This is a genomic window from Bradyrhizobium canariense (assembly GCF_019402665.1).
GTDB classification, from domain to species: domain Bacteria; phylum Pseudomonadota; class Alphaproteobacteria; order Rhizobiales; family Xanthobacteraceae; genus Bradyrhizobium; species Bradyrhizobium canariense.
The window spans coordinates 22,285-44,119 of sequence record NZ_VSST01000062.1 but is presented as its reverse complement, the minus strand read 5'-3'; the positions used below and the strand labels follow the sequence as shown (position 1 = coordinate 44,119).

Genomic DNA, 21,835 nt, shown 5'->3' with positions numbered 1-21,835 from the left:
TCAGCGCCTCGCCAACAGGCCCCGCGGCCGAATTGCCAGCACCAGAACCATGATCAGGAAGGTCACCACGATGGCGTAGGTCGGGATGTAGACCGAGCCGAGCTGTTCGGCGAGGCCAATGATGAGCGCGCCCAGGGCGGCCCCAGGAATCGAGCCCATCCCACCGACGATCACGACGACGAGGGAGGCGAGCAGGAAGCGGATATCTTCGCCTGGCGAGAGCGACTGGAAGGTTCCGCCGACGACGCCAGCGACGCCGGCGAGGCCGGCGCCGAGCGCAAACACCACCACGAAAACGAGTTGGATCCGTACCCCGGTCGCAGCCAAGATGTCGCGATCGTCGACGCCGGCGCGGATGATCATGCCGATGCGCGTGCGGTTGAGCGCCAGCCACATCGCCATGCCGATCACGACGGAGGCGGCGAAGATCACGAGTCGAACCAGGGGATAGCGGAGATAGACCGGCTCGCCTGAGGATTTGATCGCGGTGACCAGCGGCAGCTCTACAGGTCCGATCAGCCAGTTCGGGGTCTGGATCTGATAGAAATCGCCGCCGCAGGCCCACAGCATCAGATCGGCGAACACGATCGAGAGTCCGATGGTCACCATGGTCTGGCGCAGGTCCTGGCCTTCCATACGGCGGAAGACGAGGACCTGGAGCAGGACGCCGACCAGTGCCGTCAGGACGAAAGCGACGATGAAGCTGAGGACCCATGAACCGGTAGCGGCGCTGATGGCATAGCCGACATAGCCGCCGAACAAATAGAGCGAACCGTGCGCGAGGTTGACGTTGCGCATCAGGCCGAAGATCAGCGTGAAACCGCTGGCGACGAGGAAATAGAGACCGCCGAGCGTGATGCCGTTGAAGAGGGCGTTGAGGAAGACCCGCTTGCGGCCGAACGCATCTTCGACGCCCTGCGGCCACACTGCGAAAACCAGCCAAAGCGCCACCGCAATCACGATGATGACAATCAGTGCCCAGGCAGGATGGCGCTCGACAAAGCGGGTCATGATCGCCGCTCCGTCTTCACGTCACCCCATCTCTCACCCCGCAAGCGGGGCGGAGAGGCACGCAGACCGTTGCCGGCCGCAAGCCCTGCCATGAACGTGCGCTCCCTATTGCGCGTGATCCTCTTTTCGGGATCGCGTTTGGCGCATCCTAATGCGGCCGTAAGGGAGGTGTTTGATCGTGAGTATCTTTTCGCGTGCGGTCAGGCGCGCAAAACCTTGGCCGCGCGGCGATAATCGGTCGGCGCCATGCCGACATTGGCGGCGAAGAAGCGGGTGAATCCGCTCTGCGACGAGAAGCCGAGATCGAAGCCGATATCAGCGATCGGCGCTTCGCTCGCCACCAGCGCCTCCAGCGCCTGCTCCATCATCAGCGTGTTGAGATAGAGGTGTGGCGTGACGCCGGTCTGGGTGCGGAAGAGCCGGTAGAAATGCGGCCGCGACAGGCCGGATTCGCGCGCGATGGTGTCGAGCTCGATCTCGGCGCCAGGACTCTCCGACATCATCTTGATGCACTTGCGCACGCGAAAATCAGTGATGGAACCGTTTGTGCGCGGATCGCGCGCGGTCGCCGCCTGTTGCCAGCTTTCGTCATAACAGATGTCGATCAGGCTTCTCAGCTCGCCATCGAGGCTGTTGAGCGAGGGAGCGCCGCACACGAGGGCGGCTGCGTGCCTGATATGCTTGTCCAACGCAACGGACCGCGTGAACTGGGTGCGGCCGAAGCGCAGGCGATCGGCGCCGGGCGCATCGGGCGCAAACCACTCCGCATTGACGTAGAGCACGAAGAAAACGGCACCGCCGTCGAGATCGGACGGCAGGAAATTATGCGGCTCCCACGGATTGACCGCGACGACGGAATCTTCGGTGAGCTCGTAGCGTCCGTCGCTGACATCGATGCATGCGGAACGCCCGCCGACATGGAAGATCAAATGACCTTCGCGATGTGCGTGGATGTTGAAAGGGCGGTTCAACTGATAGACCGTCGCCCGACCAAAGCGGCCGTGGAAGACGGCGAGCGCCCGGCTCATGCCTCTCCTCCCAAAAGCTCTTGGTATTTTTTGGTAGCGTTCAACAACCGAGGAGAGAATGCAAGGGCGCACGTGTCGCGCTTCTGGCAAATCTCTCCCCGGCCGGTCATCGTTCGCGAACGAGACTAGGTCAGTATTTCTTACATTCCGGTACTGTGCGGCTCGGTAAACCGATTTTGGCGAACACCGCGGGATCGTAGCCCAGCGTTTGGTTGACGTTCGGGATCACGTTCACGACCTTTGAGAACAGCGCGCCCTTGCCGTCGTCGACGACCTCGGTGACGAAGTTGGTGCCGATCGCCTGGCGGTTGGAGTCCAGCTTGATCTTGCCGTTGGGTGCGTCGAGTTCGATCTTGGCAAGCGCCTCCTTGTACTTGGCCTGATTGTTGGAGAGATCTCCGTTGACCTGACGCAGCGCCAGGATCAGCGCCATGGTCGAGCCATAATAGTTGGTGGCGAGCAGCGATGGGCTCGGGAAGCGCTTGTTGGGCGGGAAGGCGTCCTGATAGTCCTTCACGAACTTCTGCCAACTCGGGTTCTCCCAGGTGTCGGCCTGGCCGCTCGCGGCCAGCGTGCCGATCAGGGCATTCTTGGCGTTTCCCTTGGACGACAGGATGGTCTGGTCGATCATGATCGAGCCGCCCATCAGATGCGCCTTGCCGCCGGCCTGCTGGTATTGGTTCAGGAAGTTGACGGCGTCGGCGCCGCCGAGGCCGAGATAGATTGCGTCGACGTCGTCGGGCAGTGCGGCGATAACCGAGGCAAAGTCCTTTGTGCCAAGCGGCACCCATTGCCGGTTGGTGACCTGTCCGCCAGCACCGCAGAACTCGAGCACGAGGCCGAACACCTGCGTATAGATGAAGGAGTAGTCTTCGCCGACGGTCGCGATCTTGCGATACTTCTTTTGGTCATAAGCGTATTTGCCGAGGCCCACCTGCCACTGCGCGCCGTCCATGTTGTAGCGGAAAAAGTTCGGAGCCGGATCGACATAGGTCGTTTCCTGGGCCCCCGAGGCGGCGTTGATGAAGGTCAGTTCGGGATGGGTCTTTGCAAAATTTTTGACCGCGATGCCTTCGTCGCCAGAGAGCGGCGACAGCAGGATCTGTACCTTGTCCTGCTCGATCAGCTTGCGCACGGCTCGTACGGCGGAGTCCGGCGTCGCGTCGGTCGAGGCGATGACAAATTCGAGTTCCTTGTCGCCGACCTTCTTTCCGAGGACGTTGAGGGCCGTCTGGAAGCCGCGGATGCCGTCCTCGCCGAGCACGGTGTAGGTGCCTTCGAGCGTCGCGGTGACGCCGACCTTGATCTTCTCCTGTGCGAAGGCGGTGCCCGAAAGTAACAGGCTGCTCAACGCGATCAGTCCTAGACTGCCTTTCAACATTGCTCTGCTCCCTGGGCGTTCTTGTCACTGTTTTTCACCGCGCCTGGACGCGCCCGCCGCGCGGTGCGGCGTTCGGACAAGGCCAACGGTTCTTGAAATGGAGGCTAACTGAACTCCGATGCAGCGCACGTGCCGGAGCCGCGCGCGGCTTAACGGGCAGTCTCATTTTGAATGCTGCGTCGCGATTAACATCGCAGTGCAACAGGCGTCAGGCTTCCCGAATTTGCACCCGCCAGCCGCATGGCGGTCGCGGACTGCCGCCGTGTGAAGGGATCGCTCGAATAGAGGAGAAATCAATCGTAGGCGTTGCGTGATTTCGCCGCGCGCGGCACTCGCTGGTCATACGTTGTGGCAGGCGATCGTCCGACCGTCCGCACCGACAGATCGAAGTTGTGGCACATCGACGAGACAGCGATCGCTGGCCATTGGACAGCGGGGCGCATATGCACAGCCGTGCGGTCGCGTGAAGAGGCTTGGCGGTTCACCCATTTCGATCGCGCCCTGGATCCGTTCCGATGGATCGGGCTTCGGAATTGCCGCCACCAACGCGCGCGTATAGGGGTGGAGCGGATGATCCAGGACCGTCCGCGTCCCGGCCTGCTCCACGATCCGGCCCATATACATGACAGCAACGCGGCTGCTGATCTGTCCGATCACGCCAAGGTCGTGCGAGATGAAGAGCATCGACAGTCTCAATTGGTCACGCAGATCCATCATCAGGTTGAGCACTTGGGCCTGCACGGAAACGTCGAGGGCCGAGACCGGCTCGTCGGCGACGATGATGGACGGCGTGGGAAGAATGGCGCGTGCAATTCCGACCCGTTGCCGTTGCCCGCCACTCAGTTCGTAAGGGTAGCGAGCGGCGAAAGACGGGTTCAACCCGACGGCCGTCAAGGTGGCGGCTATGGCCGCGCTGCGCTCGGCGCGGCTCTTGAAGATGCCGCTGATGTCGGCCGCCTCCGCCACCGAATCTCCAATTGCGCGCCGCGGGTTGAGCGATGCATTGGGATCCTGGAAGACCATCCGGACGCTCAGACGCATCTCGCGGAGGCCGGAGCCGCCGGCTCCGATCAATTCGGTTCCCTTCAAATTGATGTTGCCGCTGTCGGGCTGGACCAGCCCGACGAGGGTTCGGCCTAGCGTGGTCTTGCCGCAGCCGGATTCGCCCACGATCCCGAGGACCTCGCCTTCCGCCAGCGACAGCGATACACCATCCACCGCCTGCACCCGGTATTTCCGACCGGCTCGCCTGGCACTGAACGAGACCATCATGTCCCGGACCTTGAGGATGACATTGCCGCTCATGGCAGCCCCCCGCCGGCCAGCGGAAATGCGCAGAGCACCTCGTGTCCTTGGGAGGCCTCCAGGCGGGGAGGGGGCGCCACGCGGCACTCATCGCGCACCGCTGCGCAACGCAAGGCAAACACGCAGCCGGCAGCGACCGTACCTGGCAGCGGCGGCTGACCAGAAATGGTTGGCAGCCGGCGCGCGCCGGAGTTTCGCGACGGCATGCAATCCATCAATCCGCGGGTGTAATGATGACGCGGTGCGCCGAACAGCGCACCGACTGAAGCGGTTTCCACGATCCGGCCGGCGTACATGACAGCGACGCGATCGGCGAGCTGCGCAATGACTCCCATGTCGTGGGTGATGAACAATATCGCCATATCCAGCCGATTGCAGAGCTCGCGCAAGAGCCCGAGAATCTGAACCTGTATGGTGACATCGAGCGCGGTGGTCGGTTCATCGGCGACCAGCACCTGTGGCCTGCAGGCCAGCGCAATCGCGATCATGACCCGCTGGCGTTGGCCTCCGGACAACTGATGCGGATACGCGGACAGCTGCATTTTGGGGTCGGGCATACGTACCAGTTCGAGCAGTTCGCGCGCACGGACCAGCGCCGCCGCGCCCGAAATTCCCTCATGCACGCGCACGGCTTCGGCGATCTGATCGCCGATCCGACGAACAGGGTTGAGTGAGGTCATCGGCTCCTGAAAGATCATTGCCATGCGGCCGTGGCCCGCTTCGACACGTTGCCAGGGCTGCAGCTGCGTTACGTCGCAGCCCTCCAACAGGACCCGCCCGGCGCGAACCCGAGGACCGGGCTGCGGCAGCAATCCCATGACCGCAAGCGAGGTCATGCTCTTTCCGCAACCGGACTCGCCGACGAGACCAAGGATCTCGCCCTTGGCCAAGCCGAAGGACACGCCCGCGACGATGTCGACCGGCGAGGTTTCCGGCCCCACTGACACCGTAAGGTCGCAAACTGTCAGCACGGCCTAACCCTTCTCACCAAAGACCTGACGGAATCGCGGATCGAGTCGATCGCGCAATGCATCGCCGACCAGGTTCAGAGAAAACGCCGTCGCCACGATCATCATGCCCGGAAAGAAGAGCAGCCACGGAGCGCGCGTGACGAAGGTCCGCGATTCCGCCAGCATATTGCCCCAGCTCGGAATGTCCGGCGGGGCGCCGAGGCCCAGGAAATCGAGTGAAGCCGCGCCGAGCTGCGCGAACGCGAAGACGAAGCTGGCCTGCACGAGAAGTGGTGAGACCAGGTTCGGCAAGATGTGCCGACTGATGAGCCATGCCGCTCCGGCGCCCATGCTGCGCGACGCCTCGACATAGGTTTCCGCGCGCAAGCGCAGTGTCAGTCCGTAGACGATCCGGGTCGTCGTCGTCATGTAGCCGATCCCGATGGCCAGGATGACGGTGGCCACACTCGGGCTCAAGATGACAATCAGGCCGAGTGCGAGAAGCAGAGTCGGGAAGGCCATGAGCACGTCGACCATGCGCATCAGCAGGTGACCCAGCCGCGGGAACAGAGCGGAAAGTACGCCGGCCGGAACGCCGGTCGCGAGAGCGAAGACGACCACGCCCGAGCCGATCAGAAGTGCCATGCGTGCTGAATGAATGGTGCGCGACAGGGTATCCCGGCCGAATTGGTCGGTGCCGAACCAGTGGGTCACGTTCGGGGGCGTCAGGCGGATCAGCGGATCGATGGCATACGGATCGTAAGGCGACAGCCAGGGTGCGAAGATCGCGGCGAGCACGGTCGCCAGAAGGACCCCGAGCCCGGCCAGCGCGATCGGACGGGCGATGAACGGCTTGAGCCACAAAATCACGCTGTTGCTGCTCATTGAAGTTCAACCCGCGGATCGAGCAGACGATAGCTCAGATCGACGATCAAATTGATCAGGAGATAAACCACCACGATGACCAGGATGACGCCCTGGATCACAGGGTAGTCTCGACGAAGGATCGACTGAACGACGAGGCGGCCGATGCCGGGCAGGGCAAAGACGGTTTCGGTCACCACCGCTTCGGACAACAGTGCGGCGAAGGTGAAGCCGAAGGCCGAGACGACCGCCAGCAGTGCATTACGCCAGATGTGACGACGCACGACCTGCCACGGCCTAATTCCCTTTGCACGCGCCGTGCGCACGTAGTCCTCCCGGGAGACGTCGAGCATGCTGGCGCGCGTCAGCCGCAGGATCAAAGCGGCATTCGGAGCCGCAAGCGCCAGGCTGGGGAGGACGAGATAGCGGAGATTGACGACACCGCCTTCGAAGATCGACGGATAACCGGAGCTCGGAAACCAGCCGAGCCAGGCGGCGAAGATCAGGATCAGATAGAGCCCGACCCAGAACGTGGGTATCGAGGCCATCAGCATCGCCCCACCGGACAATCCCTGGTCGAGCCACGTGCCGTGCCGGACCGCCGCAATCATGCCGATCGGCACGCCGATGACCGCAACCCAGATCATCGTCATGGTGGCGAGCAAGATGCTGGTCTCGGCGCCATCGGCAATCACCGACAGCACGGGCGCCTGGAAGAAGATCGACCGCCCGAGGTCGCCCTCGAGCACATGGCCGGCCCAAGTGAGATATTGCAGGATAATCGGCTGGTCGAGACCGAGCTGGTGTCGCAAGGCGTCGATCTGGTCGGGAGTCGCGGTATCACCGAGCAGAACATAGATCGGGTCACCCGGCACGATATGGATGAACGCGAAGATGATGATGGACGCTGCCAGCAGCGTCACCGCCGTCGTTCCTGCGCGCTTGAATGCGTAAGACCACATGTGATTGGGCGCCTGATCAGCGGCAACGATGCGCGCCGGCGCCGGCGCTCGACAGTCCTCGCGGCCTCATTGCCCGTCCTTATTTCGTCGACACATTCCAGAACACGGGACCGTTGGGGTTGAGCCCCTTGAGCTTGGGAGACGCAATGTCATAGGTGTAGGCATCGCCTACTTTCATCACCGGTACCTGCTCATAGATCAGCGACTGGATCTTGTCCCATGTCGACTTGCGCGCGGCTGGATCGGTCGTGTTGATCAACTCTGCCCGAAGCGAGCCGATCTCGGGGCTGTCCCACCAGCCGGGATAGCTCGCATTCAGGAACGTGAGCAGCAGCGGGTCGGGCGCGAAGGAATGGTGGGTGACGAAGATGTCCCACTGTTCCGGCTGGCCGCGCATCTTCAGAAGGGTCGCCCAATCGACGACCATCATCTGAACATTGATGCCGGCGTCGGCCAGCTGGCGGGTGAAGACAGAGGCTTCATCATAGTGTGCCTGGTAGTTCGTCGAGACCAGCAGGCGGATCGGCGTCCCCGTGTAGTCCGCCTCCTTTGCGAGCTCCTTGGCCTTCTTCGGATCGTGCGCACTGTAATTGGAGGCGCCTTCGGTCGAGTACCAGGGTGTGCCGTTTGGAAAGATCGATCCTTCGGCATTCCACAGGTCCTTGGGACCGAAGGCGACGCGTAGTGCCTGCGACTTGTCCAACGCGGTCTGGATGGCGCGGCGGAGCTTGTAATTGTCCTTCAAGATTCCCTGCTTCGAGTTCATGAAGAAAAGGCCGAAGATCGGCGCGTTGGTACGCTGCACCTGAACTGATGGATCTTTGCTCAGGGACTCGTACAGATCGCCGGAGATCATTTCCGCGTAGTCGTAGTCGCCCGCCTGCACGCCGCTCACGCGCGTGCCGACGTCAGGCACCGGAATGAACCGGATCTTGTCGAAGCTCGCAACGCGGGCGCCGGCGAAGCCGTCCCCCTTTTCCTTGACTGGCTTGTAGCCCTCGAACCTCTCCACCTCGACATAGCGGTTCGGCCGCCACTCCACGAACTTGTAGGGTCCGGTGCCGATATAGTCCTTTTGCTCGATCGGCCGGTTTCCCGCTTTGGCGGCTATGTCTTCCGGATAGATCGCAAGGCCGCCATTGACGTCCGCAATGAGAGCCTTCCAGGCGCCGTTCGGCGCGGACAATTTCAGCGTGACTTCATACTTTCCGGTCGCCTCGACCGAGGTAGCCGCCGCCATCAGGAGCTTGCCACGCGCACCGAAACTGCCCCATCGCGTCATCGAGGCGACCACGTCCTTGGCGGTCATCTCCTTGCCGTTGTGGAAGAGGACACCTTCGCGGAGCTTGATGACGATGGTCCGACTGCCGTCTTCCGTGCGATCGCTCTCGGCCAGAATCGGACGCGGCGTATAGGTCGAGTCCAGGGCATACAGGGTCTCGAAGATGTGGCGGCCGATGACCGATGCGACGTCGGCTGTCGTCAGCATGACATCGAGCGGCGGCGGTTCTCCGATGGTGGCTTCGCGGAGCAGGGTGGCGGCATTGGCCTGCGCAATCAAAAACGACGCAGTGGCCAGCCCCATGACGCCACGCATCAAGACACTTGGACCGTATCTCATGATCGCCCTCCCGCCTTGTTGAACCGCCTGCTTCCCGGTGCAGGGGATGTGCCTTTCAGCTGTTGGGCTGATGGCACGCTATTGATTGTTCGAAAGTTACATACACAATTTGACAATTATCAAGCGGAAAATGCTGTTCTTGATGGGGCATGCCGATATACGTTTGGTCGATGCTGAAGGTTTCTTACGGCAGCTTCTTGCCAAGGGCGCAGGTTGATCTGACCTGGGAAGGGCGGGCAATGGCGCGTGCAAAGCGAAATCATCCGGCGAGAGCCGTTGGTACAGCGATCTCGAAGCCGTCGGGCGACGACAATGTCGTGGCCGGCGACATCATCTCCCTCATCAGGCAAAGCGCTCCAAGCCTCAGCCCCTCGGAGCAACGCGTTGCCACGGTGCTGCTGGCCGATATGGAGTTTGCCGTTCACGCCAGCAATTCCGAGTTGGCCCGTCGGGCGCGCGTCAGCGAGCCGACGGTAACCCGGTTCAGCCGCTCCGTCGGTTGTCGGGGCGTCCGCGACCTCAAGGTGAGGCTGGCTCAAGCAATGGCGGTCGGGCGGATTTACGTTGAGCTTCCCCCGCATGTCGGGACCGATCTGGCGCGCCCCGCGCTCTGGCGGTCGGTGTTTCAGGAAATTCGCCGTGCAATTGCCGCCGCCGAGGAAGGACTTCGCAAGGAAGACATCGAGAGGGCTGCCGAAGCTATCTCGCGCTGTTCGAAGCTTGCCGCGTTCGGGGTTGGGGGCGGTTCCACTCTTGCGGCGGCGGAGGTTCAGAACCGGTTCTTTCGTCTTGGGGTTGCCGTCTCGCATGCCTCCGATCCGAGCTTGATGCGGATGATCGCCGCGACCCTCGGACGGGATGATGTCGTCGTTGCCATCTCGACCACCGGTGCAGCGAACGCGGTGATCGAGGCAGCCAGTATCGCCAAGCAATACGGCGCCTTGGTCGTCGCAATTACCAAGCCGCAAAGCAGGCTGGCCTCGATCGCCGATATTGCGCTCGGCGTGCACGTGCCGGAAGCGCCCGACGCGCTCAAGCCGACGGCGTCGCGCTATGCATTTCTCGCCACCATCGATCTGCTCGCAGCGTCAACCGCCTATTGCAAGCCGCTCGAAGCCCAGGCACGCATGCGGCGGATCAAATACGAGTTGCTGAAGGGAAGCGACGGGGACGCCAAAGGGCCGCTGGGAGACTGAAAAATCTCCCAGTGGCCCGACGAGGATTTGTTCGGTGCATCGCCGCTCGCATGTGGCAACGTCCATCGCGCTCCGAAACCTGAACAGTACATGCTGCAGAAAAATCGTCCGGCAGGATACGATGTTCAGAGCCGGCTACGACGGCTATCAGCGACAGACGTAGCTGCCATTGACCAGAACGCGGACACATCCCGTACCGACAGCGGCTGCACCAACTGCTGCGCCGCCGACGACCGCGCGCCTGGTGGTGCGCCGTGCTACGCCGGCGACTGATACGGGCGTCAAGGGCCGCCCGACCCGTGCTTCAGCCCGGCCGAGCGAGAGCGAAAGGCCTTCGTCCACCGACCAGTCCATCGAGCCGGACACTCCGAGGGCGACCACGGCAACTGCGAGTGATAATTTTGTGACCAAACCAAGCTTCATAATAGTCTCCGCCTGTGAGAGTGAATTTGGACGCTCCATGGACTGGGGCTCGGACCATTGATCAAGATCAAGGAACCGTCGAAATCGTAAGCTGGTAACCGAAGGCGAACCACCAGAACGATTCAGTCGGGTTCGGGTACATGCGTCACCCTTTTCGCCTCGTTTTTACTTCTGTATGCAGAGCGGCCTCAGTGTCTCGTCGCTGCTGCGCGCTTTCGCGTATTCCATCAGCGCCGTCCGGGCTGCTTCGCAACGCTCTGCGCTTGAAAATTCTTGTGTCGATATGACGGCGCCATTCGCGACGCCGAGCCAGCTGATGACGACCAGAACATAGGTCACGGTATCCTCCCCCTCAGCCGTCGATCTCCTGAGCTCAGATTAGCGCGACAGGCGGCTTAATGAGCGCCGCCCATCGCGCCATCATCAAGCTCTATTGGCACACGTACATGATGCCATCGCCGCCCTTCACCAACGAGCCTGGGACGCAACCGATGCCGTTGCGCGCCGCATAGTCGGTCCAGCCGCTATAGCCATAGCTCCACGGTCCGCCGAAGTAATAGGCTCGCACGGCGTACCAGGGCAGACCCTCGTTAGTGTAGTAGTGTCCGCGATAATAGGGAGTGACGTACAACCTCGTCGCCGCTTGCGCCTTGTCGAGCCCCAGCGAAACTCCGCCTTGATCGGTCCAGCCGATGGACAGCGTCGTGCCGCATACGAGCGCGGCGACGGCAACGGCAATCTTCCTTGCGCTTATCGACTTCATGGACGTTCTCCAAAAATGAACTTCAACGCCACCACACCAACGCAGCACCAGGGCGGCGGCTTGCTTTAGATCAAGGGATTCAACAAATCGCATCTGCTTCGTCTTCGATTTTACCGGGTCAAGTTCAGATCGAGTTAAGGGAATCTGGATGACGACGCTTTGACGTCCGACGAGTGCAGCCCGCCGGGTCGCATCGGAAAGCATGCTGTCACGTGGTGCACCGGCTCTCTCCATACTTGAGCCATGTATGCAATCGTGCGAACGCTTCTCGCTGGAATGCGTCAGGCAGTCGGTGACAAGCTCCGAGGCGGTATGACGCGTTTGGATCTACTTTTCATCATTTCTGCCGTTTGGTTCGCAGGCTCGTGTTGCGCCGCGACCAATTTGTTGAAGGCGAAGAATAACCGGGCGGTGATGCCGCCTTTCAATTGGTGCTCATCAGGAAGCATCTCGGCGGCCAGCCGTGACCAGCTTCTTGCCTCGGCCATCCAGACCGTTTGGTTTGCCGGATCCTGGCTTGCAAGCTGCCGGCAAAGTGCTGCGCGCGAACTCAGCTCGAATTGACTCATCATCGGCCCTCCCTGCCAGAAGCTCGATGTACACGGTGAGAATTCTGCGTTGCGTGCCACACCTCTGCAATTGCCCTTCCGGTCATTGTACCAAGGGGCAGGTCACGGCCACTGACCAAGCCGTGCGATACTATGCGAGGCCGTGTTGCGATAGTTCAATTCGTTGATCTGGCTCAAGCGAAGCCGCGTTCGGACGCGGTGAATATTCGCCTGCTGCAGCGTGCGTGCGCTTACCGACGAAGCGCCGCCATGCCTCAGCAAGTGCTTCACCAGGGGCGCGCCGCGGCAGAAGCGGCGGCTCGATTTAGGCAGCCATGCCATGCAGGTTGCATTGCTTCGCCAATTCTGCCGCCGTGGCCCGTTGCTTGCCCGGCGAAGATCTGCGGCGGCAATGGCGCCGACAATGCCCATCTCACGATATCTGCTCTATGTCGGCAGTACGTTGCTCGCGATGCTCTTTGTTGTGGACGCACTGGTGCCGGATCGGCCCGCCATCCACGGTGGAGCTGCGCGCTCCGCGACCATCCGCATCCATTCCGATTGGAAATTACCCGAGCGGGTCGTTCTCGACACTAGCCTGCCGACGATTGTCGCAACCGACATCGCCAGGGTCGAGCTTGGTATCCTGCCCGGCGCCGACGTCTCACAGAGGCGCGCTCGCGAGGCCTTTGCTCAGCTAGGAGCCCCCGATGCCGAACGACCACCAGCGCGTCCGTCGACAAAGGCTGATGTGAAGCCGCAGCGCCAAAACAAAAGTGCGAGGAGGCACATCGAAAAAAATATCCGGCTCGTCGCGCGGCCGCCGCAATACGGCTGGTTCGGCAACCAGGTTTGGTGAGCGTCTCCTATCGTCGCATCTTCGGAGTGGGGCGCCCGCCATTGATACTATCAACGAGTGCACGTCGAGGCATTGCCCAATCAAACGTCCTTGAAGATCGGGAGTAACTGACATGAGTGAAACGTCGAGGTCTGAGCGAATCGATCGTCGCCGGGCTCTTTCGTTGCTCGGATGGGCCGCGGTACTCGGATTGGCGACCTCCGGAACGTTCCTGTTCGGAGCAGAAGCGCCGGCGCAGACGATCGGCATGGAGCGACGCCAGGAGAGGCGCGGAGCCCGCCACGAGCGGCGTCAGGAACGGCGCGCGGGCCGGACTGAGCGCCGTCAGGAAAGGCGTACAGGGCGCACGGAGCGCCGTGAAGAGCGGCGCAATTAGGACGCCGACATGACCTCACCGATTATCGTTCGCCGGCAGATGTCTGCTTGATCGCGATCCGGAAGCTGGCGGATGCCGCAGACCTGGTACGTAACATTCGAGGTGCACAAGCGTGGGACCTTGCCGAAGCGGCGAAGTCCACGGGAGACACGCACATTCGAGAGCGAAGCCGAGGCGCGGGCTTTCGCGCGAGCGAAGTTCAATGAGGGATTGATCGTGTTTGCAGGCACGCTCAATCCCTTTTTGCCGCGACGGCTGATTCTCTCGAGCGATATCCCGTCCTGGATAGAGCAAGACCGAGGCGACGAGGTTGCCGGCCACGATGCCAAGCGCGACCCGGAGAAATAGGCAGCATGTCTTGGTGCTCATGCCGATGTCGCGTCGAAATGTCTTGAGTGTTGCCATTATGGCACGTGGAGTTTGTGGCGTCGCCCGTAGAGTTTCAGCTGGAAGTTGGGGGATGATTGCAGTGCAACAAGCCGCCGATCGGGCAATCAAAAGCGGCCGGCAAGGAGAGAGCATGATGAAAAGACTTCTACTAGCAACCGTTGGTCTGGTGGCGCTGTGCACGGCGGGGACCGCCATGGCTGCCGATATGGCCGTAAAGGCGCCTCCACCGGCACCGATCATTCCGATCTACAATTGGACGGGGTTCTACATCGGCGGCAATGGTGGCTGGGCGCAGAACCACAACTGCGTCGATTTCCTTGACGCGGCTGGAGTCGCCGTCGCCTCTGGCTGCCGCGATCGTTCCGGTGGTGTCATCGGTGGCCAGCTCGGTTATCGCTGGCAGGCCAGCCAGTGGGTGTTTGGTCTGGAGGCTCAGGGCGATTGGGCGGATCTCAGCAACCAGCGCGTCAGCCTGTTCAATCCGGCGCTCTCCACGCGCGCCAAAACGAGCGCCATCGGCCTCTTCACCGGCCAGATCGGCTACGCCTGGAATGCGTCACTGTTCTACGTGAAGGGTGGCGCTGCGGTAACAGACAATCGTCTCAGCGTGCTTGATACTGCGTCCGGCGCCGAGCTCGCGGCGCAAAGCGCAACCCGCTGGGGTGGTGTCATTGGTGTCGGATACGAGTATGGCTTCACCCCGAACTGGTCGGTGGGGCTCGAATACGACCATCTGTTCATGGGGCATCGGAATAATTCGTTCACGGCCGCCGATCCGCGCCTTGCCGCTTTTGTAAACGACCGGATCACCCAGGACGTGGATATGCTCACCGTGCGCTTCAACTACCGCTTCGGAGGGGCCAACCCGGTCGTCGCGAGGTACTGAACTCTCCCGGTCTGATGTCTTCAGGGGGCCGGCAGTCATGTCGGCCCTCATTTTTGTGGTCTCATCGTGCAAGCCAGTCAGCGTCTGCCGGCGCGATCGACCGGACCGCCGCGGTTGGTCGGAGTGCCGGACCGCACTGCTTCTCGTGCGGCAGCGCGCGCGACGGGACGCACTCCCAAGACGACGCCCGGTCTTGCGACGCAATGCGCGGGCTAGTCCACATATTGGCAATATACGGCCGCGTTGGCGCTTTCAGGACTCGCGAAGACGAGCCCGGGCACCAAGAGCGCGTGCTCAGGAAAATCCGGGGCAGATCTACCAGCCGGAATAGTAGCTCCGCCTCGCATAGTAGCCGCTATAACCGCCATAGCTACCGTAGGCGCTGTAGGCACTGGGCGGACAATATTCATAGCCGTATCCTCCGCCGTAAGAGGAGTATCCGCCGCGTAGGAAGGATATGCACCATAGTAGCCGGAGCTTGCGATCGCGCCACCCACGACAGCGCCCGCAACCACCGCGCCGGCGCCCCAGCCACGGTAGCCTCGATATCCGTAACCTCTGTAGCCATATCCGGCGCCGCGATAGCCCAAACCACGATAGCCCAATCCCGCTCCGCGGTAGCCTCCGCCCCATCCGCCGCGATAACCCCAGCCTCCGTAGCGCACTTTCACCACGTCATTATCGAGCGTGGCTCTCATGGCGCCGACGTTGGTCGGCAAGGGCGCTGCTTCGCTTCCGGCTACAGAAATCATGGTGGTCGCGACAGTAAGAATTGCTGGAAATGCTCCTTTGATGAACCTCATCATATCCTCCACTGGTTTAAATCTCGACTGACCGGCGAGAGAAGAATTCCGTCACGCCGGCGGCACGACCGCGCACATGAAATGTTTGCGGTCGTTACCGGCTTGGCCTTGATTTGAATCAACGAGCGAGCTTGGAGGCCGTGAGCGGCTCCGGCCGGTCACGGGCCCGCTTGCCCGAGGCGCGGCACCAGATGGATCGTCCTTAGGTCGCAGAGCGCGGCGGGCTTGAAGAACCTGCGAATATAGCGAACATTAATCGCAACGGCTCGATCTGCATATCGTCGACACTTGCATAGTGGAGCGGCCTGATGATCACAGTTCCAGAACTGGTGTCGCAAGCTCTGGGCGCGTTTCTGACGACGGAAACCAAGGACCGGTTCGGCGCCTCGCATGCCGGCCTGACCGAATTGCTTCCATTTGCAGCCAAGCTCACGATGGAGTGCATCGGCAACAGCGATGCTCTCTATCACAACATCGAGCATACGTTGCTCGTGACCCTTGCCGGGCACGATATCCTGACAGGCCGCGCGCTGCTCCGGCCCACCACGGCAAACGACTATGCGAATTTCATTCTGGCGTGCCTTGCCCACGACATCGGATACGTCCGCGGCGTCGTTCAGGGCGATGAGGACGATCTGTTCATCGCGGACGTCACCGGCAACACGGTTCGTCTGCCGCGAGGATCGTCCGATGCGGCTCTCGCGCCATACCATGTCGATCGGTCGAAACTGTTCGTGCTGGAACGGTTGGATTCCGTCGAGCAGGTGGATGCCGATCGGGTCGCTCGGGCGATCGAATATACCCGGTTTCCTTACACGATGTCTTCGAATGACAGCCTCATTGAAGAGGAGGGATTGCTGTTGCGGGCCGCCGATCTCATCGGTCAGCTCGGCGATCCCAACTATCTGAAGAAGTCCAACGCGCTGTTCTACGAGTTCGAGGAGATCGGACTCAACAAGACCTTGGGCTACGCGACGCCAGCGGACATCGTTTACAAATATCCACAATTCTATTGGAGTAACGTAGCTCCCCAGATCCAACCGGCGATACGTTATCTCAACGTGACGTCTCGAGGCCGGCAATGGATAGCGAGTCTCTACGGCAACGTATTTCGGGCCGAGCGTGAGCTGACTCTCTCCGGACCGCAGCCCTAGACCGGACCACAGCCCTAGAAGAGGCTCGACGCTTGATCTGGATCAAGCGCGCGGCGTGAGAGCAGGGGCTAGTTCGCCTCAGCATGCGCGGCATGACTGAAGGCGCGTCCGTGAAAACACTCCGTCAGATATTCTCTGGAGACGAGATCATCCAGCTTTTGATCCGGCTTGGATTGCTCGGGCTGCTGCTCGTCTGGGCGCTCCTCCTGGTCCGTCCATTCATCCCCATATTGGCCTGGAGTGTCGTGCTTGCTGCTGCGCTGAACCCGGTTTTTCGGCGCCTCAGCGACATTCTCGGTGGGCGGCCGAAGCTTGCGGCGACGATCCTCACGCTCGTCAACCTGGCTGTGGTGATCGGACCGGCGACCTGGCTGGGCATGGGCGCGGTCGACGGGATCACCGATCTTGCCGCCCAGGTGACGGCCGGTGAATTGCATGTGCCTTCGCCGCCGCAGTCGCTCAAGGAGTGGCCAGTCATCGGGCCTCAGCTCTTCGATCTCTGGGATCAGGCGACGACCAACCTCCGGTCGCTCTTGCGCGCGGTCGTGCCCTATTTGAAGCCATTCGCGACCACCTTGCTTGGGTTTGCCGGCAATGCCGGTGTGGGAACGGTCAAGTTTCTGCTGTCGGTGGCGGTGGCCGGCGTGCTGTTTCCGTATGGACCTCAGCTCGTGGCCGCAGGGCGCAGCTTTCTGTCGCGCATCGTGCCGGACCAAAGCGAGCATTTTTTGGACTTGGCGGGAGCCACGATCCGTGCGGTGGCTCAAGGCGTGATCGGCGTTGCTATCATCCAAGCCTTGCTGGCGGGAATAGGTTTCAAGCTCGCCGGCATCGCCAGCGCGGGCCTTCTTGCCTTCGTGGTGCTGTTGCTGTCGATCGTGCAGATCGGCGGGACCATCGTCATCCTGCCGGTTATCATCTGGATCTGGACCGACAAGGAATTTCCGATCGCGCTCCTGCTGACGGTGTTTCTCGTGATCGTGTCGGTGCTCGACAATATCCTGAAACCGCTTGTCATGGGCCGCGGCCTGACCACGCCGGCGCTCGTGATCCTGATCGGGGTGATCGGAGGAACCCTCTTCCATGGGATCATCGGCCTCTTCATCGGACCTATCATTCTATCTGTGGTCTGGGAACTGACGGTGGCCTGGATTCGTACCGAACGTGCTGTGCCGGCGAAACTGGCGATCGAGCGTTGACGCATATCAATTCGACTGAGCCTTTCAGGCAAAACGATACGACAACGAGGTCGGAACGTGGTGGTGGAAATATCTGGCCCGCCTGGTCCCCTTGCTGTGGCCGCCGGTATTGATGCAGGACTTCGGCATGCTCCAACGAGTGCGACGTGAGCGCCATGGATACCATTCTTGTCATCAATGCCGGCTCTTCCCACCTCAGATTCCGTATTTATTCGGTCGAAGGAGAAGGAAGCCTACGGCAGCAGATCAAGGGGCGGATCGACGGGATCGGACGTTGCCCGCGACTGCAGGCGAGCAGCGCCGGTGGCGATCCGCTTGCCAATCGCGCCTATCCGATCGAAGCAGTGCGGGATATTCCGGCCGCACTGAATATTGCAGGCGCCTGGTTGCGGGATGAGCTTCATATCAGCCCCATCGCTGTCGGGCACCGCGTCGTTCACGGCGGTGCGGAGCATGACCGGCCGGTCCTGATTGATCAGGGGATGCTGGCTCGCCTGGAAGGACTGACGGCGTTGGCGCCGCTTCATCTACCGCACAATCTGGCGCCCATACGAGCGATCCTGGCTGACTTCCCGACGCTTCCGCAGGTCGCCTGCTTCGAGACCGCATTTCATCGAACACATGCTGCGGTGGCCGACCACGACGCGATCCCTCGTGGGCTTCATGCAGAGGGCGTACCGCGCTATGGATTTCATGGCCTTTCCTACGAATACATCGCGAAGACCTTGCTGAGGGTTGCGCCGGAAATCGCGATGGGACGCGTGATCGTCGCGCATCTCGAGAGCGGGGCATCAATGTGCGCGCTCGATGGAGGGCGGAGCGTCGAAAGCACCATGGGCTTCACCGCGATTGACGAACTGCCGATGGAAGCGCGACCAGGGCAGATCGACGCGGGAGTTGTGCTTTATCTCATTTCGGAGAAGGGAATGGCAGCATCCAGAGTGCAGGAGCTTCTCCACGGAGATTGCGGGCTGAACGGCCTCTCGGGCCTCAGCTGCGATATGCGTCAGCTCGAGGCAAGTAAAGACGTCAACGCGAAATTTGCGATCGACTATTTCGTTCACTGGGTCAGCCTTAACGCTGGTATGCTCGCAGCTGCGTTGCAGGGGCTCGATGCGTTCGTCTTCACCGCCGGGATCGGCGAAAGCTCCGCGTCGATCCGTTTGCGCGTGGCGGAGCGGCTCGCATGGCTCGGTGTCAAGCTTGATGTGGCGCAGAACGCGCGGCAATCGCAGTTGATATCGTCTGCCGCGAGCCGCATTCCGGTTTACGTCTTGCCGTCCGACGTGGATCTTATGATCGCGAGACACACGTTGGCGCTGCTAATGAACAGCAGCTCGACAGCATCAAAGGGGGCGTCGTGATCGGTTCCCCTTGATCGGGGTTGCGGTCAAGCGTCAACGGGGTCCCGTGGTCGGCGCTTGCGGGATCATCGGACGGCTTCTTCGATGTCGGCACCAGGAGTGCGTATTGGCGGTTCAATTCCTGCTCGGTACCTTGATCAGCGTGATCAACATCATGATTCACGCGCTGGTGACCGTTGCGGCCATCGACATCGCCCGTACCGCCGGATTGAAGCATACGGCGCGGCCCCGGTCGCACCTGATGGCCGTGATGGTCATCACTGCTGTCATTTTGATAGTCGCGCACGTCGTCGAGGTTCTCATTTGGGCGCTCGCCTATGCGGCGGTCGGCGCGGCGCCTCCGGGAAGCGATCTGCTATATTTCACCTTCGTGAACTACACCACGCTCGGCTATGGGGACATCACGCCCGTGGCGGGCTGGCGGCTGACCGGACCTATGACCGCCATGAACGGCATCCTGATGTTTGGTTGGTCGACCGCGGTTCTTTTCGAGGTCCTGCGCAAGACGGTTGAACATCTCGCGGCGATTGCGGCGCCTAAGTCTAGTTCTGGAGATCGAGGCTAGCGAGCTTCCGCCGGTCCAGCAGCACGATCTGGCGCTGGGTATTTCCGACGAAGCCGAGGATACCGAGTTCATGCAACCGCGATAATGCGCGGGAGACGGTTTCCAGCGTTAATCCGAGATAGTCGGCGATATCGCGCCGCGACATCGGCAGCGCCATGATCCCGGCGGCTGTCAGCCGCTTGTCCATCTCGATCAGGAAGGCTGCGACCCGCTCCAGCGACGTCTTGCGGCCGAGCAGCAGCATGTGGTCTTCCGCATGCTGAAGGTTGGTCGTGGTCATGCTCAGCAGGTTGCGAGCCACCACGGCGTCGTCCTGCGCGACCAGCTCGAGACTTTGGCGCCTCACCAGGCGAACCGTGGTATCGACGATCGCTTCCGTCGTGAACCTGTGCGCACTGCCGTTTTCCAGCCCGAAGATGTCGCCCGCAAGATGAAATGCGCCGATCTGGCGGCGGCCGTCCGACAGCAGCTTGTAGCTCCGCACAGCGCCGTTCTTCACCTGATAGACGTACTCTGCGGGCTCCTTTTCGCCGTAGACTTCGGAGCCCTTCTTATAGGTAAACTCGTTTAAACTGATGATCGGGTTTGAATCGGTGTTTAACCCTAGCTCGCGGAGCGAATGAAGCCGCGAGGAGGCGTCGGCAGCGGTGCGAACGAACATGGCCAACTCCCGAACTGATGGTGACGCGGTATTTCCATCGCGGGAATAAGGAGCCGCCGAAAATCCGCTTCCCGCGAAGGTTGTTTAGGCGATAATTGGGGTTTTCAACCATTGTCTGTAGGTGCATTGTACCAAGGTACAGGAGGGGTTCGATGCGCTGACTGAGAACCCGTCAGAGTGTCTGTCAGATGGTGCGGCAATATGCCGAAAACGGACGCTTCGTTCCCGATTGCAGCATCCCAATTGGGCTGCTTTGCTTAGGCATCAACGGCACGTCTGGTCTTTCTGCATTTGAAGTACCCATCGAGGGGAAAAAACTTGTCCGGCTTCGTATATGTCGTGGACGACGACGCATCCTTTCGGATGGCGATTCAGCGTCGGCTCAAACTGGCTGGGTACGAAGTTGTGACCTACGCGTCCGCGCAGCAGCTGCTGGATGATCCGCCAGGGTCCGACCATCCGGGATGTATCTTGCTCGATGTGCAGCTTCCGGGCCTGAGCGGGCCGGAGTTGCAAGCCTCGCTCGTCCAATGCCATTCGCCGCTGCCCATCGTCTTTCTGACCGGACATGCGGATACCGCGACGACGGTCCGTGCAATCAAGGCCGGCGCAGAGGATTTTCTGACCAAGCCGGTGTCGTCGGAACAGTTGATCGATGCGATTGAGCGGGCAATGGCTCAACAGGAGGTGGCGCGGAGCCAACAAAGCAAGCTCGATTCGGTACGTTCTCGCTTGAGGTCTCTATCGCGACGCGAGCGACAGGTCTTCGACCTGATCGTGCGCGGGAAGATCAACAAGCAGATCGCCTACGAGCTTGGAACGACCGAGCGCACGGTGAAGGCGCACCGCCACCAAGTGATGACAAAGATGCAGGTACTATCGTTTGCCGAATTGGTGTCCGCTGCCGAGCGGCTCGGCCTGCTGGATTCGGCAAAGGTGTGACGCAGGCCGGTTTTCGTGCGCTTCGTCAGGTCTGCGATCAGACCTGTACGATGGGACAATATGAAATGTTATTGACATAATTCGCTCTGGGCCGCCTACATACCGGCGTCGTTAGCCGTCGGATTAGCGCAGGAACCTTTGCCGCGTAGCGTCGTTGCGACGCGAGTGCCAGGTTTCCAATCAGAAAGACGGGCCCATTGTTTGCACGTAAGCCGATTTACGTCGTGGATGATGATTTATCAATGCGCCGAAGCTTGGAGCGGCTGCTTCGAAAGCATGGGTTTGAAGCGGTTGCTTTTGATTCCGCCGCTGCGCTGTTTCGTTATGGCTGCATCGAAGAGGCGTGCTGCATCGTTCTGGATATCAATCTGAACGGAGAGTCGGGTATCTCACTCCGCGGCAGGCTCGCGAGCGAGTGTGCCAGTGTCCCGATCATCTATATTACCGGCAACGACTGCCAGGCAAATCAGGCTGCCGCGATTCAGTCCGGGTGCGCCGCCTATCTGGCCAAGCCCTTTGCAGCAAGCGCACTCATCGACTCCATTGAACGCGCCTGCGCCGAGCATGGCTGAAGCCGCCGCTGC

23 protein-coding genes are annotated in these 21,835 nt (G+C 61.1%); 10 read left to right on the top strand and 13 right to left on the bottom strand.

Annotated elements, in window-relative coordinates; all coding sequences use genetic code 11:
- The 8 genes from FXB41_RS30345 to FXB41_RS30310 all read right to left on the bottom strand — a co-directional run bounded on the left by FXB41_RS30345 (position 1) and on the right by FXB41_RS30310 (position 9,122).
- Positions 1–1,011, bottom strand: a complete 1,011-nt coding sequence (locus tag FXB41_RS30345) for a branched-chain amino acid ABC transporter permease (protein WP_219684402.1) — start codon at positions 1,009–1,011, stop codon at positions 1–3.
- Between the two features lie 200 nt (positions 1,012–1,211).
- Positions 1,212–2,039, bottom strand: a complete 828-nt coding sequence (locus FXB41_RS30340) for an AraC family transcriptional regulator (RefSeq protein ID WP_219684401.1) — start codon at positions 2,037–2,039, stop codon at positions 1,212–1,214.
- Positions 2,040–2,169: 130 nt separating this feature from the next.
- Positions 2,170–3,420, bottom strand: coding sequence for an ABC transporter substrate-binding protein (locus tag FXB41_RS30335; RefSeq protein ID WP_007593010.1), 1,251 nt, complete (start codon positions 3,418–3,420; stop codon positions 2,170–2,172).
- Positions 3,421–3,759: 339 nt separating this feature from the next.
- Complete coding sequence (locus FXB41_RS30330) at positions 3,760–4,725, bottom strand: ABC transporter ATP-binding protein (protein ID WP_219684400.1); 966 nt, start codon at positions 4,723–4,725, stop codon at positions 3,760–3,762.
- The gene (locus tag FXB41_RS30325) at positions 4,722–5,696 is read right to left on the bottom strand and encodes an ABC transporter ATP-binding protein (protein ID WP_219684399.1); all 975 of its coding nucleotides are present in this window, start codon (positions 5,694–5,696) and stop codon (positions 4,722–4,724) included. Before FXB41_RS30325 ends, FXB41_RS30330 begins: the two co-directional genes overlap by 4 nt.
- 3 nt (positions 5,697–5,699) lie before the next feature.
- Positions 5,700–6,560: an ABC transporter permease gene (locus tag FXB41_RS30320; RefSeq protein ID WP_219684398.1), complete on the bottom strand. Its 861-nt coding sequence runs from the start codon at positions 6,558–6,560 to the stop codon at positions 5,700–5,702.
- Positions 6,557–7,501, bottom strand: a complete 945-nt coding sequence (locus FXB41_RS30315; RefSeq protein ID WP_007593006.1) for an ABC transporter permease — start codon at positions 7,499–7,501, stop codon at positions 6,557–6,559. The genes FXB41_RS30320 and FXB41_RS30315 overlap by 4 nt, the downstream gene beginning before the upstream one ends.
- Positions 7,502–7,580: 79 nt before the next feature.
- Complete coding sequence (locus tag FXB41_RS30310; protein ID WP_219684397.1) at positions 7,581–9,122, bottom strand: ABC transporter substrate-binding protein; 1,542 nt, start codon at positions 9,120–9,122, stop codon at positions 7,581–7,583.
- Positions 9,123–9,439: 317 nt separating this feature from the next.
- Between FXB41_RS30310 and FXB41_RS30305 the strand changes: the two genes are divergently transcribed.
- Positions 9,440–10,318: a MurR/RpiR family transcriptional regulator gene (locus tag FXB41_RS30305; protein ID WP_311985924.1), complete on the top strand. Its 879-nt coding sequence runs from the start codon at positions 9,440–9,442 to the stop codon at positions 10,316–10,318.
- A 147-nt stretch (positions 10,319–10,465) separates the two neighbouring features.
- Here the strand turns inward: FXB41_RS30305 and FXB41_RS30300 are convergent, their stop codons facing one another.
- The 4 genes from FXB41_RS30300 to FXB41_RS30285 form a co-directional block, all read right to left on the bottom strand.
- Positions 10,466–10,741: a hypothetical protein gene (locus FXB41_RS30300; protein WP_007593000.1), complete on the bottom strand. Its 276-nt coding sequence runs from the start codon at positions 10,739–10,741 to the stop codon at positions 10,466–10,468.
- 165 nt (positions 10,742–10,906) lie between these two features.
- Positions 10,907–11,080 (bottom strand): hypothetical protein, encoded by a 174-nt coding sequence (locus FXB41_RS30295; protein WP_007592998.1) that lies wholly within the window; start codon positions 11,078–11,080, stop codon positions 10,907–10,909.
- 91 nt (positions 11,081–11,171) lie between these two features.
- Positions 11,172–11,504 (bottom strand): hypothetical protein, encoded by a 333-nt coding sequence (locus tag FXB41_RS30290; protein ID WP_007592996.1) that lies wholly within the window; start codon positions 11,502–11,504, stop codon positions 11,172–11,174.
- Between the two features lie 281 nt (positions 11,505–11,785).
- Positions 11,786–12,076: a hypothetical protein gene (locus FXB41_RS30285; protein WP_157158565.1), complete on the bottom strand. Its 291-nt coding sequence runs from the start codon at positions 12,074–12,076 to the stop codon at positions 11,786–11,788.
- A 316-nt stretch (positions 12,077–12,392) separates the two neighbouring features.
- Here FXB41_RS30285 and FXB41_RS30280 point away from each other — a divergent pair, with 316 nt between their 5' ends.
- The 7 genes from FXB41_RS30280 to FXB41_RS30250 all read left to right on the top strand — a co-directional run bounded on the left by FXB41_RS30280 (position 12,393) and on the right by FXB41_RS30250 (position 19,648).
- On the top strand, positions 12,393–12,911 hold the full coding sequence (locus tag FXB41_RS30280) for a hypothetical protein (protein ID WP_007592992.1): 519 nt from the start codon (positions 12,393–12,395) through the stop codon (positions 12,909–12,911).
- A 448-nt stretch (positions 12,912–13,359) separates the two neighbouring features.
- Complete coding sequence (locus tag FXB41_RS30275; RefSeq protein WP_219684395.1) at positions 13,360–13,635, top strand: hypothetical protein; 276 nt, start codon at positions 13,360–13,362, stop codon at positions 13,633–13,635.
- A gap of 172 nt (positions 13,636–13,807) precedes the next feature.
- Positions 13,808–14,563, top strand: coding sequence for an outer membrane protein (locus FXB41_RS30270; RefSeq protein ID WP_007592988.1), 756 nt, complete (start codon positions 13,808–13,810; stop codon positions 14,561–14,563).
- Between the two features lie 1,111 nt (positions 14,564–15,674).
- Complete coding sequence (locus FXB41_RS30265; RefSeq protein ID WP_219684394.1) at positions 15,675–16,520, top strand: HD domain-containing protein; 846 nt, start codon at positions 15,675–15,677, stop codon at positions 16,518–16,520.
- 83 nt (positions 16,521–16,603) lie between these two features.
- Positions 16,604–17,719 carry an AI-2E family transporter gene (locus FXB41_RS30260; protein ID WP_007592983.1) on the top strand — a complete coding sequence of 372 codons (1,116 nt, stop codon included), beginning with the start codon at positions 16,604–16,606 and terminating at the stop codon, positions 17,717–17,719.
- A gap of 155 nt (positions 17,720–17,874) precedes the next feature.
- Entirely contained in the window at positions 17,875–19,083 is a 1,209-nt protein-coding gene (locus FXB41_RS30255; protein WP_219684393.1) for an acetate/propionate family kinase, read from the top strand.
- A gap of 106 nt (positions 19,084–19,189) precedes the next feature.
- The gene (locus tag FXB41_RS30250) at positions 19,190–19,648 is read left to right on the top strand and encodes a potassium channel family protein (RefSeq protein WP_219684392.1); all 459 of its coding nucleotides are present in this window, start codon (positions 19,190–19,192) and stop codon (positions 19,646–19,648) included.
- On the opposite strand, the gene FXB41_RS30245 is transcribed toward FXB41_RS30250, so the two are convergent.
- A complete protein-coding gene (locus tag FXB41_RS30245) occupies positions 19,626–20,309 on the bottom strand; it encodes a helix-turn-helix domain-containing protein (RefSeq protein WP_219684391.1) in 684 nt (227 codons plus the stop codon). The two genes, FXB41_RS30250 and FXB41_RS30245, sit on opposite strands and share 23 nt — an antisense overlap.
- A gap of 318 nt (positions 20,310–20,627) precedes the next feature.
- Between FXB41_RS30245 and FXB41_RS30240 the strand changes: the two genes are divergently transcribed.
- Together FXB41_RS30240 and FXB41_RS30235 are read left to right on the top strand one after the other, a co-directional pair.
- Positions 20,628–21,251 carry a response regulator transcription factor gene (locus tag FXB41_RS30240; RefSeq protein ID WP_219684390.1) on the top strand — a complete coding sequence of 208 codons (624 nt, stop codon included), beginning with the start codon at positions 20,628–20,630 and terminating at the stop codon, positions 21,249–21,251.
- Between the two features lie 197 nt (positions 21,252–21,448).
- Complete coding sequence (locus FXB41_RS30235) at positions 21,449–21,823, top strand: response regulator (protein WP_219684389.1); 375 nt, start codon at positions 21,449–21,451, stop codon at positions 21,821–21,823.
- The last annotated feature ends 12 nt before the right edge of the window (positions 21,824–21,835 follow it).

Bases quoted from the DNA above. Each gene is read 5' to 3' on its own strand.
- FXB41_RS30345 (WP_219684402.1), bottom strand. From the start codon at position 1,011: ATGACCCGCTTTGTCGAGCGCCATCCTGCCTGGGCACTGATTGTCATC.
- FXB41_RS30340 (WP_219684401.1), bottom strand. From the start codon at position 2,039: ATGAGCCGGGCGCTCGCCGTCTTCCACGGCCGCTTTGGTCGGGCGACG.
- FXB41_RS30335 (WP_007593010.1), bottom strand. From the start codon at position 3,420: ATGTTGAAAGGCAGTCTAGGACTGATCGCGTTGAGCAGCCTGTTACTT.
- FXB41_RS30330 (WP_219684400.1), bottom strand. From the start codon at position 4,725: ATGAGCGGCAATGTCATCCTCAAGGTCCGGGACATGATGGTCTCGTTC.
- FXB41_RS30320 (WP_219684398.1), bottom strand. From the start codon at position 6,560: ATGAGCAGCAACAGCGTGATTTTGTGGCTCAAGCCGTTCATCGCCCGT.
- FXB41_RS30315 (WP_007593006.1), bottom strand. From the start codon at position 7,501: ATGTGGTCTTACGCATTCAAGCGCGCAGGAACGACGGCGGTGACGCTG.
- FXB41_RS30310 (WP_219684397.1), bottom strand. From the start codon at position 9,122: ATGAGATACGGTCCAAGTGTCTTGATGCGTGGCGTCATGGGGCTGGCC.
- FXB41_RS30300 (WP_007593000.1), bottom strand. From the start codon at position 10,741: ATGAAGCTTGGTTTGGTCACAAAATTATCACTCGCAGTTGCCGTGGTC.
- FXB41_RS30290 (WP_007592996.1), bottom strand. From the start codon at position 11,504: ATGAAGTCGATAAGCGCAAGGAAGATTGCCGTTGCCGTCGCCGCGCTC.
- FXB41_RS30285 (WP_157158565.1), bottom strand. From the start codon at position 12,076: ATGATGAGTCAATTCGAGCTGAGTTCGCGCGCAGCACTTTGCCGGCAG.
- FXB41_RS30280 (WP_007592992.1), top strand. From the start codon at position 12,393: ATGCAGGTTGCATTGCTTCGCCAATTCTGCCGCCGTGGCCCGTTGCTT.
- FXB41_RS30275 (WP_219684395.1), top strand. From the start codon at position 13,360: ATGCCGCAGACCTGGTACGTAACATTCGAGGTGCACAAGCGTGGGACC.
- FXB41_RS30270 (WP_007592988.1), top strand. From the start codon at position 13,808: ATGATGAAAAGACTTCTACTAGCAACCGTTGGTCTGGTGGCGCTGTGC.
- FXB41_RS30265 (WP_219684394.1), top strand. From the start codon at position 15,675: ATGATCACAGTTCCAGAACTGGTGTCGCAAGCTCTGGGCGCGTTTCTG.
- FXB41_RS30260 (WP_007592983.1), top strand. From the start codon at position 16,604: ATGCGCGGCATGACTGAAGGCGCGTCCGTGAAAACACTCCGTCAGATA.
- FXB41_RS30255 (WP_219684393.1), top strand. From the start codon at position 17,875: ATGGATACCATTCTTGTCATCAATGCCGGCTCTTCCCACCTCAGATTC.
- FXB41_RS30245 (WP_219684391.1), bottom strand. From the start codon at position 20,309: ATGTTCGTTCGCACCGCTGCCGACGCCTCCTCGCGGCTTCATTCGCTC.